Genomic DNA, 16,063 nt, shown 5'->3' with positions numbered 1-16,063 from the left:
GTCCCCCGAGGTGTGGGAGTAGTCCAGCGGAGTTGACGCGACCGCGCAACCACCGTCCACCGCAGCGGCTACCGCTGGGTAGATTTTGCGTACGCCCCGGAGGTGTCACGATGACGGGGTGACCGGAGACGCAGACGCTGCTGAGAACGCCCCCAACCCTCCCGCTCCCGTGGTGATCCACGAGGGTCTGCCGACTCAGCTCCCCGATATCGACCCGGACGAGACCCAGGACTGGATCGCCTCGTTCGACGCACTCCTCGACGAGCGTGGCCGCGAGCGGGCGCGCTACGTCATGCTGCGCCTGCTCGAGCGGGCGCGCCAGAAGCAGGTCGGGGTTCCTGCCCTGCGCAGCACCGACTACATCAACACCATCCCGCCGGAGCGGGAGCCGTGGTTCCCCGGCGACGAGGAGATCGAGCGCCGGATCCGCGCCTTCATCCGCTGGAACGCCGCGGTGATGGTGTCGAGCGCCAACCGCAAGGGCCTCGAGGTCGGCGGCCACATCGCGACGTACCAGTCGTCCGCGAGCCTCTACGAGGTCGGGTTCAACCACTTCTTCCGCGGCAAGGACCACCCCGGCGGCGGCGACCAGATCTTCATCCAGGGACACGCCTCCCCCGGCATCTACGCCCGCGCGTTCCTCGAGGGTCGCCTCGACGAGCAGCAGCTCTCGCGGTTCCGGCAGGAGGTCCAGCACGGCGTCGGCGCCGGGTTGCCGTCCTACCCGCACCCCCGGCTGATGCCGGACTTCTGGGAGTTCCCGACCGTCTCGATGGGTCTGACGGCCATCAACTCGATCTACCAGGCGCGGTTCAACCGCTACCTCCAGAACCGCGGGATCAAGGACACCAGCGAGCAGAACGTGTGGGCGTTCCTGGGCGACGGCGAGATGGGCGAGCCCGAGTCGCTGGGCGCCATCCGGATCGCGGCGCGTGAGGAGCTCGACAACCTGGTCTGGGTCGTCAACTGCAACCTGCAGCAGCTCGACGGTCCGGTCACCGGCAACGGCAAGATCATCCAGGAGCTCGAAGCGAACTTCCGCGGCGCGGGTTGGAACGTCATCAAGGTGATCTGGGGCCGGGAGTGGGACGAGCTGCTCGCCCGCGACGTCGACGGCGTCCTCGTCAACCAGATGAACACCACGCCCGACGGCCAGTTCCAGACGTTCTCCGTCGAGGACGGCGCCTACAACCGAGAGCACTTCTTCGGCCCGGACCCCCGGCTGCGCAAGATGGTCGAGCACATGACCGACCGGCAGATCGAGAAGCTGCCGCGCGGCGGCCACGACTACCGCAAGGTCTACGCCGCGTTCGACGCCGCCACCAAGCACACCGGGCAGCCGACCGTGATCCTGGCGCACACCATCAAGGGCTGGACGATCGACGCCCTCGAGGGCCGGAACGCCACCCACCAGATGAAGAAGCTCACGATGGCGGACCTCAAGAAGTTCCGCGACCGGCTCTACCTCCCCATCTCCGACCGTGACCTCGAGACGACGTACGAGGAGACGGGCACCGCGCCGTTCTTCCACCCCGGCCCGGACTCGCCCGAGATCGACTACATGTTCGAGCGTCGCCGCACGCTCGGGGGCTCGCTCCCCCGTCGCGTCGTCCGCAGCACCCCCCTCGAGCTGCCCGGCGACAAGATGTACGCCGAGCTCAAGCAGGGGTCCGGCAAGAACAAGATCGCGACCACCATGGCTCTCGTCCGGCTCCTCAAGGACTGGATGAAGGATCCCGGCATCGGCAAGCGGATCGTGCCGATCGCGCCCGACGAGTACCGCACGTTCGGCATGGACTCGATGTTCCCGTCGGCCAAGGTCTACGACCCCGCGGGCCAGACCTACGAGTCGGTCGACCGCGCGCTGCTGCTCGCCTACAAAATGTCGCCGCAGGGACAGATGCTGCACGAGGGCATCTCCGAGGCCGGCGCGGTGGGGTCGGCAACCGCCGCCGGGTCGGCGTACGCGACCCACGGCGAGCACATGATCCCGTTCTACATCTTCTACTCGATGTTCGGCTTCCAGCGGACCGGCGACTCGATCTGGGCGATGGCCGACCAGCTCGCCCGCGGCTTCCTGATCGGCGCCACCGCCGGCCGCACCACGCTGACCGGCGAGGGACTCCAGCACGCCGACGGGCACTCGCCGCTCATCGCGGCGACCAACCCCGCTGTCGTCCACTACGACCCGGCGTTCGCCTACGAGATCGCGCACATCATGCGGAGCGGGCTCGAGCGGATGTACGGCACCGGCGGTCCCGAGGGACAGGGCGAGAACGTCATCTTCTACATCACGGTCTACAACGAGCCGGTGAGCCAGCCGGCCGAGCCGGACGACGTGGACGTCGAGGGCATCCTGCGCGGGTTCCACCGGATCGGCGTCGCCGAGGGCGACGGTCCGCGGGTACGGCTGCTGGCGTCCGGCGTCGCGGTGCCGTGGATCGAGGACGCCGCGCGGATGCTGCGCGAGGAGTGGGGCGTGGCCGCCGACACCTGGTCGGTCACGTCGTGGAACGAGCTGGCGCGGGACGCCGTGGCGGCCGAGGAGTGGAGCCTGCTCCACCCGTCCGAGACCGCACGGACGCCGTACGTCACCGAGAAGCTGACGGGCTCCGACGGTCCCGTGATCGCCGTCTCCGACTACATGCGGGCGGTGCCGCTGCAGATCGCCCGCTGGGTGCCGGAGGACTACCGGGTGCTGGGCGCCGAGGGGTTCGGCTTCGCCGATACCCGTCCCGCGGCACGCCGGTTCTTCCACATCGACGCCCAGTCCGTCGTCGTGCAGGCCCTGCAGGCGCTCGCCGACGCCGGGGAGATCGACCCCGCGGTGGTCGAGAAGGCGTTCACGCAGTACCGGATCGACGACCCGACCGCGGTCTCCGGCGTCCTCCAGGAGGGCGGCGACGCCTGAGGACGGCAGACCTCAGGCCGTGTCGGCGGCGGTGACGAGCCGCGGCCCCCGCGCGGTGCCGTGGCTCAGCATCCGGCGGAACCTCGCCCGGCTGTAGACCGAGGGGGCGGTCGTCGCCACGAACCGGTCGAGCAGCCGGACGAACTCCTCCGGATGGTCGCGGTGCGGGAAGTGGCCGGAGTCGGGGAGCACGGTGACGGACGCGTCCGGGACCAACGCCGCAACGTTGCTCGAGTGCCGGACCGGGATGACCTGGTCGTCCCTTCCCCACACGACCGCCATCGGCATCGCCTCCGTCAGGTAGGCGCGGTCGGACATGGTGACGATCTGGCCGCGCCAGTCGATGACCGCGCGCACCAGGTGCCGGACGGCGAACCGGGTACGACGGTCGCGCCACGACTCGACGATGGTGGCCGCCTCGTCGAGATCGCGGGTGTACTTGCGCAGCGGGCCGCCGCCGTACGACGCCAAGGCGCGCAGGGTGGTCGTCTCGAGGTGCCGGAGACCGGGGATCGTGAGGACGCGCATGGCGGCTTCCCAGCCGGGCGCCTGGACCAGCTTGATCAGCGGCGTCACCTCGGAGCCCAGGCCACCGCTCGCCACCAGCATCACCCGCTGCGTGCGCTCGGGGAACTGGTAGGCGAACTGCATGGCGACCCCGCCGCCGAAGCTGTGCCCGACCACTGTCACCTTGTCGATCCCGAGGACCGTGAGCAGGTCGCGCATGCCGTTGGCGTAGCCGCCGAGGGTGTAGTCGGCCCGCGGCTTGTCGGACAGGCCGTGCCCGAGCAGGTCGGGCGCGATGACCGTGTACTTCCTCGCCAGGAGCGGGATCACCCGGTCCCAGGTGGTGCGATCGCAGGCGAGACCGTGCAGGAGCAGCAGGGCCGGACCGGAACCGGTCCTCACGAACGCACGCCGCTTGCCGTGGACGGTGACAAACTCGACCTCGGCGGTGGCATCCCCCTTGCTCCGCATCCGATGTCCTCCCGCTCGTCGACCCTGGTGCAGGATTCAACCACGCGCGGCAGCCGCCCAGACACCCACCATCCGCAATTCTCTGCCTGCCGGGCGCCTGGCAGCCCCTGTCCAGGACACTAGGCTCTAGGCGTGTCCCGACCACCGAACCCGCGGGCGCGCGCGGTCAAGAAGCTGCGCAGCGCGTCCGGGCGGCTCAGCACCGCCGCGACCAGGCGGATGGAGTCCGACCTCCCGTGGTTCGCCGAGCTCAGCGCCGAGGAGCGCTCCTGGGTCGGGCTGATCGTCCAGGCGGGCATCCACGACTTCATCGCCTGGTTCAAGCAGGACAGCGCCTCGCCGCGCTTCGACCAGGCTCCGGAGGCGAACCTCTTCGGGGTCGCGCCGCCGGCGCTGGCGGGCACCATCCCGCTGCACCAGACCGTCGAGCTGATCCGGCTCACGATCGAGGTCGTCGAGCAGAGCCTCGAGAGCATCCTCGATCCCGACGACGTCAGCGACACGCACGACGCCGTGCTGCTCTACGCCCGCGAGGCGGCGTTCGCGACAGCGGAGGTCTACGCCCGGGCGGCCGAGGTCCGCGGCGCGTGGGACGCCCGGCTGGAGGCGCTGGTCGTCGATGCCGTGCTGCGGGACGAGACCGACGACGCCGTGCTCTCCCGCGCCAGCGCCGTCGGCTGGGGTGCGCGCGGCAACGTGGCCGTGGTGCTCGGCGCCGTACCGGCCGAGCACACCGAGGCCGGCGTGGTCGACGCCGTACGGCGCGCGGCCCGTGCCGCGGGGATGGATGCGCTCGGCGCCGTGCAGGGCCACCGGCTGGTCGCGATCCTGGGCGGGGTGAGCGACCCGGAGAAGGCCGCGCGAGCGGTCGTCGACCTCTACGGGGACGGTCCGGTGGTCGTCGGCCCGGTCGCGGCCGACCTGGGCCATGCCTACCTGTCGGCACAGTCCGCGACCGCGGGGCTGCGGGCGGCGGTCGGCTGGCCGGAGGCACCAAGACCGGTGCTGAGCGAGGACCTCCTTCCCGAGCGGATCCTCGACGGCGACGAGTGGGCGCGGATGGAGGCGATCGACCAGGTCTACGAGCCGCTGGCCCAGGCGCGCGGCACGCTCGTCGAGACACTGTCGGCGTACTTCGCCAACGGCGCCGCCATCGAACCGACCGCCCGCGCGCTGTTCGTCCACCCCAACACCGTGCGCTACCGGCTCGGCCAGGTCGCGGACCTGACCGGTCTGACCCCCTCGCGACCCCGGGACGCACTCACCCTGCAGCTCGCCTTGGCCCTGGGGCGTTTGTAGGGTCTCCACAAAGCGCTGTCGGCGAGTTCGTGAGCGCCGGAGGCGCGGTTCACGGTCCCGGCGAGGCACGCTGGAACCGTGCTCGTCATCGTGGCTCCCGGGCAGGGAGCACAAACCCCCGGCTTCCTCCGTCCCTGGTTGGCGGAGCCGACCTTCGCCGCGCGCTTCGACTGGCTGTCAACGGTCGCGAGCATCGATCTCGCCCACTACGGCACGGAGGCCGACGAGGAGCAGATCCGCGACACCCGCATCGCCCAGCCGCTCCTCGTGGCCTCCACCCTGGTCACGGCGCTCGAGCTGTTCCCCCACCCGGCGGACGCCTACACGAAGCTCGGCGCCGTCGCCGGGCACAGCGTCGGCGAGATCGCGGCCGCCACCGGCGCCCGGGTGATCAGTGCCGAGCAGGCGATGGTGCTGGTGCGCGAGCGTGGCCGGGCGATGGCCGACGCCGCGGCGGCCACCCCGACCGGCATGACCGCCGTCCTCGGTGGCGATCGCGACGACGTGCTCGCCGCGATCGAGCGGCACGGCCTGGTCGCCGCCAACGACAACGGACCCGGCCAGGTGGTTGCCGCCGGCACGCTGGAGCAGCTCGCGGCGTTCGCCGACGACGCCCCCGCCAAGGCCAAGCTGCGGCCGCTCTCGGTCGCCGGAGCCTTCCACACCCCGCACATGGCACCGGCGGTGGAGCACGTGGCCGGCCTCGCCCGCTCGGTGTCGGTGCACGATCCGCGCACCCGGTTCATCTCCAACCGCGACGGCAGTGTCATCCACGACGGCGCGAAGGTGCTGAGCCGGATCGTCGGTCAGATCGCACGCCCGGTGCGCTGGGACCTGTGCCTCGAGACGATGGCCGACCTCGGCGTGACCGGCATCATCGAGATGCCGCCGGCGGGGACCCTCACCGGCATCGCCAAGCGCTACTTCCGCGGTCGCGACATGACCGTGGAGACGTTCGCGCTCGACTCCCCCGACCAGCTCGACGCCGCCCGCGACTTCTGCATCAAGCACGGCGAGGCCTCCCCCATCGAGACCAGCCCGACCTGGCGGATGGTCGTCTCCCCCGTCAAGGGCGTCTTCCACCGCGACGAGCGGGCGGCCGACGCAGGGCTGCTGGCGCCGGGTGTGACGATCGGCGACGTGGCCAGCCTGCGTGACCGGATCTCGGTCACCTCCTCCCACGGCGGCCAGGTCGTCGAGTGGCTCGTCGAGGATGGCGACCTCGTCGCACCCGGTCAGCCGCTGCTGCGGCTCCACCCCGCGGGCGGCGCGGCATGAGCGCCCCGTTGCAGGCAGACCAGGGCACGTCGTACGCCGGCATCCTCGGGATCGGCGCCTACCGCCCCGCCCGCGTGGTGCCCAACTCCGAGGTCGTCGAGGCGATCGACTCCAGCGACGAGTGGATCCAGCAGCGGTCCGGCATCAAGACCCGCGGCTTCGCCGACGACTCCGAGACCATCGTGGCGATGTCGGTGGCGGCGTCCCGTGACGCGCTCGCCCAGGCGGGTGTCGACCCGCGCCAGGTCGACTGCGTCGTCGTCGCCACCGTGAGCCACCTGCTCCAGACGCCGTCGGCGGCCACCGCGATCGCCCACGAGCTCGGCACCGACGGCGCCGCGGCGTTCGACGTCTCCGCGGCGTGCGCCGGCTTCTGCCACGGCATCACGCTCGCGTCCGACATGGTGCGCGGCGGCAGCGCCCGCTACGTCCTCGTGATCGGGGTCGAGCGGCTCTCCGACATCACCAGCCGCACCGACCGCGGCACGGCGTTCATCTTCGCCGACGGCGCCGGCGCGGCCGTCGTGGGCCCCTCCGACGTACCCGCCATCGGGCCGGTGGTCTGGGGTTCCGACGGCGAGCAGTACGACCTGATCCGGCAGCGCGAGGACTGGCGTGACGTGATCGCCTCCGACGCGCCGGTGATGCCGCACCTGACCATGCAGGGCAACGAGGTCTTCCGCTGGGCGTCGTTCTCGATGGCCAAGGTCGCCCTCCAGGCACTCGACCGCGCCGGCGTCAGCGTCGACCAGCTCGACTGCTTCGTGCCGCACCAGGCCAACAACCGGATCACGGACGCCATGGCACGGTCGATGAAGCTGCCGCCCCACGTCCGCATCGCCCGCGACATCGTCGACGCGGGCAACACCTCCGCAGCCTCCATCCCGCTCGCGCTCGACCGCATGATGCGCGACGGCGACGCCAGGTCGGGCGACGTCGCCCTGCTGATCGCGTTCGGCGCCGGCCTGTCCTACGCAGCCCAGGTCGTCACCATTCCCTGAGAGACCCCCGCCCCAACCCCCAGTAGATGAAGCAGGAGAACAGATGAGCACCGAAGAGATCCGCGCAGCCCTTGCCGAGATCGTCAACGAGGTCGCCGGCGTCGACGCCGACGACGTCCAGCTCGACAAGTCCTTCGTGGACGACCTCGACGTGGACTCGCTGTCGATGGTCGAGGTCGTCGTCGAGGCCGAGGAGAAGTTCGGCGTCACGATCCCCGACGACCAGGTCAAGAACCTCAAGACCGTCGGCGACGCCGTCTCCTACATCGAGCGCGCGCAGACCGCGGCGTGACCTCGACTGCGATGACCGGACAGCCGAAGAGGACGCGCGTCGTCGTCACCGGGCTCGGTACGACCAACCCGCTGGGCGGGAACGTCGCCGACACCTGGGACGGCCTGGTCGCCGGGCGATCCGGCGTACGACGCCTTGCCGACTCCCCCGCGTTCGCTGCCTTCGTCGAGTCGGGACTGGCCAAGGACCTCCCGGTCGGCATCGGCGGCACGGCGGCGGTGGAGCCGAGCGAGGTGCTCGAGCGGGTCCGCGCCCGACGGCTGGACCGGTCGTCGCAGTTCGCCCTGATCTCGGCCATGGAGGCCTGGCACGACTCCGGGCTCGACGTGCCGCAGCAGGCCGGTGAGCTCGACGGCGACCGGGTCGGCGTCGCGATGGCGTCCGGCATCGGCGGCGTGCAGACCTTGCTCAGCAACTACGACGCGCTACTGTCGAAGGGCCCTCGTCGGGTCTCCCCGCTCTCCGTGCCGATGCTGATGGCCAACGCCCCCGCGGCGACGATCAGCCTCGAGATCGGCGCCCGCGCGGCGGTCAACACCCCGGTGTCCGCCTGCGCGTCCGGCAACGAGGCGATCGCTCTCGCGGCCGACCAGATCCGGCTCGGCCGGGCCGACGTCGTGCTGGCCGGCGGCACCGAGGCCGCGATCCACCCGCTGCCGATCGCCGCGTTCGCCAACATGATGGCGCTCTCGAAGAACCCCAACGACCCGGCGACCGTGTCCCGCCCCTGGGACACCGCCCGCGACGGCTTCGTGCTCGGCGAGGGCGCAGGCGCGCTCGTGCTCGAGTCCGAGGAGCACGCCCGGGCCCGGGGCGCGAGGATCTACGCCGAGGTCCTCGGCACCGGAATCACGGCCGACTCCCACGACATCGCGCAGCCCGACCCGGCCGGCAAGGGTGGCACCCGTGCCATCCTCCGCGCGCTCGAGGACGGCGACATCGACCCGGCCCGGGTGGCCCACGTCAACGCCCACGCGACCTCGACGCCGCAAGGTGACGTCGCGGAGGCGCTGATGCTGCACGCGACGCTCGGCTCGCACGCCAGCGAGGTCATCGTGACCAGCACCAAGTCGATGACCGGGCACCTGCTCGGCGGCGCCGGCGCGCTCGAGGCGGTGGCGACGATCCTGGCGCTCCACCACCGGCTCTCCCCGCCGACGATCAACCTCGACAACCTCGACCCGGCCGTCGAGCTCGACATCGCCACCAAGCCCCGGGACCTGCCGCTCGGCGACATCGTCGGGCTCAACAACTCCTTCGGGTTCGGCGGCGCGAACGTCGCCGTCGCCTTCGGATCAGTCGGCTAGGAGCCCCTGATGACCGCGCTCGACCGCCGTCCCGACGCCCCGGCGAAGCCGCCGAAGCTGCCCCGCTCCGAGGACCCCCGCAACCCGATCAAGCGGCTCGGGGCGCTCCTCGACGACGGCTCGCTCGAGCTGATCAGTCCCGACGACGAGTCCGGGATGCTCGCCGCTGTCGGCACCGTTGACGGCACCCCGGTCGTGGCGTTCTGCTCCGACGCGACCGTCATGGGCGGAGCGATGGGCGACGAGGGCTGCCGGGTCGTCGTCGACGCCTACCACCGCGCACTCACCGACCGGGTCCCGATCATCGGCCTCTGGCACTCGGGCGGCGCCCGGCTGGCCGAGGGCGTGCTCTCGCTGCACGCGGTCGGCCGGATCTTCCAGGTGATGACGCAGGCGTCGGGCATCATCCCGCAGATCTCCGTCGTCCTCGGTCCCGCCGCCGGCGGCGCGGCGTACGGCCCCGCCCTCACCGACGTGGTGATCCTCGGCCCCGAGGGCCGGATCTTCGTGACCGGACCCGAGGTGGTCCGGTCGGTGACCGGCGAGGACGTCGACATGCTGCGGCTGGGCGGTCCCGAGCCGCACGGTCGCCGGTCGGGCGTCGTGCACGTGGTGACCGAGTCGGAGGTGGACGCTCTGCAACGGGCCCGGACACTCGCCGGCCTCCTCGGCTCCCAGGGCAGCATGCTCGTCGACGCCGTCGACGACCGCGACCTCGCCCACCACCTCCCGGAGAACACCAAGCGGGCGTACGACGTGCACCCGCTGCTGGAGGGTCTCCTCGACGACGACACGATGCTCGAGCTGCACGCCCGCTGGGCGCCCAACATCGTGACCGCCTTCGGTCGCCTCGGCGGGCGGACGGTCGGCGTCGTCGCCAACAACCCGCTCCGGCTCGGCGGTTGCCTCGACTCGCTCTCGGCCGAGAAGGCCTCCCGTTTCGTCCGCATGTGCGACGCCTTCGGAGTGCCGCTCGTGGTCGTCGTCGACGTGCCGGGCTACCTCCCGGGCGTCGGCCAGGAGTGGGACGGCGTCGTCCGTCGCGGCGCCAAGCTGCTCCACGCCTTCGGCGAGTGCGTCGTCCCCCGGGTCACCCTGGTGACGCGCAAGACCTACGGCGGGGCCTACATCGCCATGAACTCCCGGTCGATCGGCGCGACCAAGGTCTTCGCCTGGCCGGGCGCCGAGGTAGCCGTGATGGGCGCCCTCGCTGCGGTCCGCATCCTCCACCGGCGCAAGCTCGCGGAGGTTTCGGTCGACCTGCGACCGCGGGTCGAGGCCGAGCTGGCCGCCGAGCACGAGCGGATCGCCGGCGGCGTCGACAAGGCCATCGAGATCGGCGTCGTCGACGAGGTCGTGGAGCCGGCCGTCACCCGGTCGGCCATCGCCCGCGCGATCGCCGCCGCCGTCCAGACCGAGGGCGTACGCCGGGGCCAGCACGGCAACATCCCGCTGTAGCAGCATCGACCCGGCTCATCTGTACGCCGACCCGGCCTGTCTGAACGCGCCGGGTCGGCGTACAGATGAGCCGGGTCGATGTTTCAGACGACCTGATGCAGCCAGCGGACGGGAGCGCCGTCGCCGGCGTGCCGGAAGGTCTCCAGCTCGTCGTCCCAGGGCTTGCCGAGCAGCTTGTCGATCTCGTTCTCGAGCGTCGTCTCGCCGAGCGCCGCCCGGACGACCGCTGCCTTGAGCCGGTCCTCCGGGATCATGATGTCGCCGTGGATGCCGGTGACGGCGTGGAAGACGCCGAGGTCGGGCGTGGACGAGAAGCGCGCACCCTCGGTCGACGGGGTCGGCTCCTCGGTCACCTCGAACCGCAGGTGGAGCCAACCGCGCAGGGCGGAGGCGATCGCGGCCGCGGAGCCGGCCTTGCCCGACCAGGAGAACTCGCAGCGGAAGGACCCGGGCTGCGCCGGCTGGGGCGTCCAGCTCGGGTTGACGGGGACGCCGAGGACGCCGCCCACGGCCCACTCGACGTGTGGGCACAACGCGGACGGCGCAGAGTGGACGTAGAAGACGCCCCTGGTCGCACTGTTGCTCGTGGTCACCACGACTCTCCCTCGATCTGCCTTTTCCTCCGGCGTGAGCTACGCCTTCCCCAGCGGTCTCTCTCGGAGGTCAGGTCGATCCGTGAGCATCGAAGTGACAAATGTGTGGTTGTGACACCCATTGTGACCCATGAGACGCCTGTGCACCAGTAATCGGCGCGGAAGGGCGGAAATCACACCGTGTCGAGCGACATCAGCTCGCTCAGCACCGCGGCGGTGATGCCGAGGCCACCCAGGTGGCTCTCGCCGTCGATGACCGACATGGTGGCGCTCGGCAGCCGGTCGACCACGTGCTGACCGTGCCGGAACGGGACGATGTGGTCGGCATCGCCGTGCCACCAACGCACCGGCACCTGCACGTCGGCGAGGTCGAAGCCCCACTCCCGGGTGAAGAGAACGAGGTCCGCGAGCGGAGCGGACGTCTGGAAGCGACTGCCGTTGAGCAGGTCGTCGAGGAACATCGCCTTGAACTCGGGCCGTGACAGCAGGTTCTTGTCGCCGACCGGCTGCACCATCGCGTAGAGGTCGAGCCCGGCGCCCGCGAGCGGCCGGACCGTACGGATCGCCGTCGTCAACGCGACACCGAGCGGGACCCGGCCCACGGAGAGCAGCGGCGCGAGCCGGACCGCGAGCTGGATCGCGCCACCGCCGACGGCGTCCGGTCCTCGGGTGGGAGCGACGCCCCCGAGCACGCCCACGCCGCGGACCCGCTCCGGGAGCCCGGCGCCGGCTGCGAGCGCGTACGGCCCGCCACCCGACAGGCCGATCACCCGGACGTCGTCGATCCCCAGCGCGTCGAGCAGCAGCGCGAGGTCCCCGGTCCAGTCCAGGACGTTGGGATAGAGGTACGGCGTCGACGAGCCGATGCCGGGTCGGTCGATGCCGATGATCCGCAGCCCGTGCTCCTCGGCGTACTCCCGCGCTTCGATGGGGATCTGCCGCCGCGCCCCGGGTGTCCCGTGCATCCACACGATCGCCGGTCCGACGTGCGAGCCGTACTCGGCGAAGCTGAAGCGACGGCCGTCCCGGACGGCGACACTGCCCTCGAGAGTCGGCCGCCGGGGCTGCTCGCGGTGCAACATGCGGCCGAGTCTGGCACGGTGCTCTCGCGCCCCGACCGGTGTCCTATGGTTCGACCATGTCGTCAAGCTCTCTCGAGGTCCCGCGGCGCCAACGACCCGAGAAGCGCTCCCAGTGGTGGCGGGTCCTCGTCATCGTGGCGACGGTCGCCGTCGCTGTCGGGTGGCTGATCTGGTTCCTCCGGACGCCCGACGACCTTCCGACCTCCTCCGGCACCGTCGACGACGTCGGTGTCGTGGGCCAGGAGGTCTACATCGGCATGTTGGCGGTCGGCGACGACTTCGAGCGCACGATCAACATCTCCGACGTCGAGGTGGACGTGACGGCCGACGGCGAGGTCGACGTCGAGCCCATGCTCTGCCGCGGCGGCAGCGTGAGCGTGACCACCGACGCGGCGCCGTTCTGCCCCGAGCTCGACCCCGTCGAAGGCGCCGAGCTCTCCGACGGGGACTCCATCGTGCTCGTCGTCTCGGCAGCGGAGCCGACCGAGGTCGAGATCGGCCGGATCGAGATCTCGTTCCGCGAGGGCATCAAGTGGGGCACCAAGGCCGCAGGCATCGACGGCGCCACCCTCACGTTCGTCGAGCACGACCCCGGGACGGTCGTGGAGGACACCGAGGCCGACGAATCCACCAGCGAGCGTCCCGATCAGGAGGACCCGACGGACCGCGAGAAGAAGAAGGAGAGGAAGGACAGGACGGGCAACAACGCCTGACCCCGCCGTCAGCCGTCGAGACGCTTCTCCAGCGCCGCGGCGCGCCCTGCCGCGTCGGTGATCTCCTCCGCGTCGATCGCGTTGGTCCGGTGGAACCAGCTGAGTGCGTCGCGCTCCTTGCCCGCCTGCTCGAGCGTGTCGGCATAGGCATAGCGGAGCCGCACGACCCACGACTCCCGGCTCTTGCTGTTGATCGGGGACAGCTCCAGCGTGCGCAGGGCGGCGTCGAACTGGCCGAGGTCACGTCGGGCACCCGCCTCGACGATCGTCATCTCCGCCTTCGCCGCGGCGGGGAACCCCTTGACCGACGGGCTCTTCGCGAGCTCGAGCGCACGCTTCGCGTTGCCGAGGGCACGGTGGCAGTCCGCCATGATCGGGAGGTACGCCGTGGCGCCGTTCATCCGCTTCGCCGCGCGCAGCTCGGCCAGCGCCTCGGAGTAGTGACCGGCGGCGTACGCCGCCTCACCGGCTGCCTCGCGCACGACGGCGAGCCGGGGCGCGCGACTGCGCGCCGCCAACGAGTGCTGGTAGGCCGTCTCCGGGTCGTCGTCGATGACCGCGCCCGCGGCGGCGAGGTGGCGGGCCACCCGCTGCGCCAGCTTCTCGGGAAGGGTCCTCAGCTGGGCGCGGACGTCGGGCGCCAGCTCCTTGCCGGTGATGTCGTCGGGCAGCGGCGGCCCGTCGTAGACCTGCTGGGCAGCGGTCCGCTCCTCCTGCGACAGACTCGAGCGGGCGTCCTTCGACCTCGGCCCGGCGCCGCTCGCGCGGTCGGGCCGGCGCTGACCGGCGGAGCGGCCCTCGCGCCGCTTGTCGTCACCGGTGCCCCTGCTCGACCGGGCCGGGCCGCGCCCGGTCCCGCCGGTGGTACGGCGCTGTCCGCCGGCGCGTCCGGAACCGGATGCGCCTGGCTTGCCCCGTCGTTGCTCTGCCACGACGACTCACTCTCTTCAGATGGGGGGAACTCGCGACCACGCCGTCGGGCTGACGGCGTGCAAACCGTCTCGCGCAGCGTAGTCGAAATAGCGTAGAGGCCACCCCGAGGGGTGGCCTCTACGAATGGTATGTCCGGCGGCGTCCTACTCTCCCACAGCCTCTCGGTTGCAGTACCATCGGCGCTGGCAGGCTTAACTTCCGGGTTCGGGATGGGTCCGGGTGTTTCCCTGTCGCTGTGGCCGCCGTAACTTTATGAACCCCTTGGGTTCCAGCCGGGTTTGGGTGTTGTCTCCCGGTGGTGGGGTTGGATTGTGTGGACGCGTGTTTGCGGTGGTCGGTGTTGTATCTACCCGTGTATAACGGGGTGTTGTTTGTGTCTTGCGCATTCGCCCCGGCTGGCACGTCCAACGGTGGTTTGTTGGTTGTGTTGGGGGTTTGTGTGGCAAGTGTTCGGCCTATTAGTACCGGTCGGCTGGGCATTGCTGCTGTACACCTCCGGCCTATCAACCCAATAGTCTGTTGGGGGCCTTACACCCTCAAAGGGGTGGGGAAACCTCATCTTGAAACGTGCTTCCCGCTTAGATGCGTTCAGCGGTTATCACTTCCGAACGTAGCTAACCAGCCCTGCACCTGGCGGTACAACTGGCACACCAGAGGTTCGTCCATCCCGGTCCTCTCGTACTAGGGACAGCCTTTCTCAAGTTTCCTACGCGCGCGGCGGATAGGGACCGAACTGTCTCACGACGTTCTAAACCCAGCTCGCGTGCCGCTTTAATGGGCGAACAGCCCAACCCTTGGGACCTACTCCAGCCCCAGGATGCGACGAGCCGACATCGAGGTGCCAAACCATCCCGTCGATATGGACTCTTGGGGAAGATCAGCCTGTTATCCCCGGGGTACCTTTTATCCGTTGAGCGACACCCCTTCCACATGGTGGTGCCGGATCACTAGTTCCGACTTTCGTCCCTGCTCGACATGTCTGTCTCACAGTCAAGCTCCCTTGTGCACTTACACTCGTCACCTGATTGCCAACCAGGCTGAGGGAACCTTTGAGCGCCTCCGTTACTCTTTAGGAGGCAACCGCCCCAGTTAAACTACCCATCAGGCACTGTTCCTGGACCAGATCATGGCCCTAGGTTAGACATCTAGTACGACCAGAGTGGTATTTCAACGTTGACTCCACCGCCACTGGCGTGGCGGTTTCATAGTCTCCCACCTATCCTACACAAGCCGAACCAAACACCAATGCCAAACTATAGTAAAGGTCCCGGGGTCTTTCCGTCCTGCCGCGCGTAACGAGCATCTTTACTCGTAGTGCAATTTCGCCGAGTCCATGGTTGAGACAGCGCCCAAGTCGTTACTCCATTCGTGCAGGTCGGAACTTACCCGACAAGGAATTTCGCTACCTTAGGATGGTTATAGTTACCACCGCCGTTTACTGGGGCTTAAATTCTCAGCTTCGCACACCATACATGTAGAGGGTGTGCTAACCGGTCCTCTTAACCTTCCAGCACCGGGCAGGAGTCAGTCCGTATACATCGTCTTACGACTTCGCACGGACCTGTGTTTTTAGTAAACAGTCGCTTGGGCCTGGTCTCTGCGACCCTCCCCGCGTCCCCCAGCTAGTGGGTTGACGGTTCGGGTCCCCCTTCTCCCGAAGTTACGGGGGCATTTTGCCGAGTTCCTTAACCATGGTTGTCTCGATCGCCTTGGTATTCTCTACCTGATCACCTGAGTCGGTTTGGGGTACGGGCGGCTCGTGGCTCGCTAGAGGTTTTTCTCGACAGCATAGGATCACCCACTTCCCCCATACGGGGTCGGCATCACATCTCAGACTTGCCTCGCGGCTGCGACCCGGATTTGCCTGGGCCACGTCCTACCTGCTTACCCACGCTCTACCATCGGCGTGGTTGGGCTACCTTCCTGTGTCACCCCATCGCTTGACTACTACCGGATCGGATCCCACGCTCCGCACCCGCCCCACACCCCCGAAGGAGCATGGTTAACGGATGTTTCGGGTGGTTAGCATCACCGGGCTCGTCATGGGCGCCACTTCGCCGGTACGGGAATATCAACCCGTTGTCCATCGACTACGCCTGTCGGCCTCGCCTTAGGTCCCGACTTACCCAGGGCAGATTAGCTTGACCCTGGAACCCTTGATCATTCGGCGCACGGGTTTCTCACCCGTGATTCGCTACTCATGCCTGCATTCTCACTC

12 protein-coding genes and 2 rRNA genes (1 of these 14 running past the window's edge) are annotated in these 16,063 nt (G+C 69.5%); 8 read left to right on the top strand and 6 right to left on the bottom strand.

Annotation, left to right across the window (positions count from 1 at the left end):
* The first annotated feature begins 169 nt into the window (after positions 1–169).
* Positions 170–2,911, top strand: coding sequence for a pyruvate dehydrogenase (acetyl-transferring), homodimeric type (gene aceE, locus SHK19_RS08795; protein ID WP_322457404.1), 2,742 nt, complete (start codon positions 170–172; stop codon positions 2,909–2,911).
* Between the two features lie 12 nt (positions 2,912–2,923).
* Here aceE and SHK19_RS08790 read toward each other — a convergent pair whose 3' ends face one another.
* On the bottom strand, positions 2,924–3,889 hold the full coding sequence (locus SHK19_RS08790; protein WP_322938422.1) for an alpha/beta fold hydrolase: 966 nt from the start codon (positions 3,887–3,889) through the stop codon (positions 2,924–2,926).
* 132 nt (positions 3,890–4,021) lie between these two features.
* Between SHK19_RS08790 and SHK19_RS08785 the strand changes: the two genes are divergently transcribed.
* The 6 genes from SHK19_RS08785 (at position 4,022) to SHK19_RS08760 (ending at position 10,524) form a co-directional block, all read left to right on the top strand.
* Complete coding sequence (locus tag SHK19_RS08785; RefSeq protein ID WP_322457398.1) at positions 4,022–5,188, top strand: PucR family transcriptional regulator; 1,167 nt, start codon at positions 4,022–4,024, stop codon at positions 5,186–5,188.
* 78 nt (positions 5,189–5,266) lie between these two features.
* The gene (locus SHK19_RS08780) at positions 5,267–6,466 is read left to right on the top strand and encodes an acyltransferase domain-containing protein (protein ID WP_322938421.1); all 1,200 of its coding nucleotides are present in this window, start codon (positions 5,267–5,269) and stop codon (positions 6,464–6,466) included.
* Positions 6,463–7,467, top strand: a complete 1,005-nt coding sequence (locus SHK19_RS08775) for a beta-ketoacyl-ACP synthase III (RefSeq protein WP_322938420.1) — start codon at positions 6,463–6,465, stop codon at positions 7,465–7,467. Before SHK19_RS08780 ends, SHK19_RS08775 begins: the two co-directional genes overlap by 4 nt.
* Positions 7,468–7,510: 43 nt before the next feature.
* Entirely contained in the window at positions 7,511–7,759 is a 249-nt protein-coding gene (locus SHK19_RS08770) for an acyl carrier protein (protein WP_183101455.1), read from the top strand.
* 11 nt (positions 7,760–7,770) lie between these two features.
* On the top strand, positions 7,771–9,066 hold the full coding sequence (locus SHK19_RS08765; protein WP_322457401.1) for a beta-ketoacyl-[acyl-carrier-protein] synthase family protein: 1,296 nt from the start codon (positions 7,771–7,773) through the stop codon (positions 9,064–9,066).
* A gap of 9 nt (positions 9,067–9,075) precedes the next feature.
* Positions 9,076–10,524: an acyl-CoA carboxylase subunit beta gene (locus tag SHK19_RS08760; RefSeq protein WP_322457402.1), complete on the top strand. Its 1,449-nt coding sequence runs from the start codon at positions 9,076–9,078 to the stop codon at positions 10,522–10,524.
* An 83-nt stretch (positions 10,525–10,607) separates the two neighbouring features.
* Here the strand turns inward: SHK19_RS08760 and SHK19_RS08755 are convergent, their stop codons facing one another.
* Both SHK19_RS08755 and SHK19_RS08750 read right to left on the bottom strand, forming a co-directional pair.
* Complete coding sequence (locus SHK19_RS08755; protein ID WP_322938419.1) at positions 10,608–11,117, bottom strand: DUF3145 domain-containing protein; 510 nt, start codon at positions 11,115–11,117, stop codon at positions 10,608–10,610.
* A gap of 173 nt (positions 11,118–11,290) precedes the next feature.
* Positions 11,291–12,199 carry an alpha/beta fold hydrolase gene (locus SHK19_RS08750; RefSeq protein ID WP_322938418.1) on the bottom strand — a complete coding sequence of 303 codons (909 nt, stop codon included), beginning with the start codon at positions 12,197–12,199 and terminating at the stop codon, positions 11,291–11,293.
* A 56-nt stretch (positions 12,200–12,255) separates the two neighbouring features.
* Here SHK19_RS08750 and SHK19_RS08745 point away from each other — a divergent pair, with 56 nt between their 5' ends.
* Entirely contained in the window at positions 12,256–12,912 is a 657-nt protein-coding gene (locus tag SHK19_RS08745) for a hypothetical protein (protein ID WP_322458292.1), read from the top strand.
* Positions 12,913–12,920: 8 nt separating this feature from the next.
* On the opposite strand, the gene SHK19_RS08740 is transcribed toward SHK19_RS08745, so the two are convergent.
* From SHK19_RS08740 to SHK19_RS08730, 3 genes are all read right to left on the bottom strand, one after another.
* Positions 12,921–13,844 (bottom strand): tetratricopeptide repeat protein, encoded by a 924-nt coding sequence (locus SHK19_RS08740; RefSeq protein ID WP_322458293.1) that lies wholly within the window; start codon positions 13,842–13,844, stop codon positions 12,921–12,923.
* A gap of 131 nt (positions 13,845–13,975) precedes the next feature.
* Positions 13,976–14,092 (bottom strand): 5S ribosomal RNA (gene rrf, locus SHK19_RS08735).
* A 191-nt stretch (positions 14,093–14,283) separates the two neighbouring features.
* Positions 14,284–16,063 (bottom strand): 23S ribosomal RNA (locus SHK19_RS08730); it runs 1,398 nt beyond the window's last position.

This window comes from Nocardioides bizhenqiangii, assembly GCF_034661235.1.
Classification (GTDB): Bacteria; Actinomycetota; Actinomycetes; order Propionibacteriales; family Nocardioidaceae; genus Nocardioides; species Nocardioides bizhenqiangii.
This window is presented reverse-complemented; position numbering and strand designations above follow the sequence as displayed.

Bases quoted from the DNA above. Each gene is read 5' to 3' on its own strand.
- SHK19_RS08765 (WP_322457401.1), top strand. From the start codon at position 7,771: ATGACCGGACAGCCGAAGAGGACGCGCGTCGTCGTCACCGGGCTCGGT.
- SHK19_RS08750 (WP_322938418.1), bottom strand. From the start codon at position 12,199: ATGTTGCACCGCGAGCAGCCCCGGCGGCCGACTCTCGAGGGCAGTGTC.
- SHK19_RS08770 (WP_183101455.1), top strand. From the start codon at position 7,511: ATGAGCACCGAAGAGATCCGCGCAGCCCTTGCCGAGATCGTCAACGAG.
- SHK19_RS08775 (WP_322938420.1), top strand. From the start codon at position 6,463: ATGAGCGCCCCGTTGCAGGCAGACCAGGGCACGTCGTACGCCGGCATC.
- SHK19_RS08790 (WP_322938422.1), bottom strand. From the start codon at position 3,889: ATGCGGAGCAAGGGGGATGCCACCGCCGAGGTCGAGTTTGTCACCGTC.
- SHK19_RS08745 (WP_322458292.1), top strand. From the start codon at position 12,256: ATGTCGTCAAGCTCTCTCGAGGTCCCGCGGCGCCAACGACCCGAGAAG.
- SHK19_RS08760 (WP_322457402.1), top strand. From the start codon at position 9,076: ATGACCGCGCTCGACCGCCGTCCCGACGCCCCGGCGAAGCCGCCGAAG.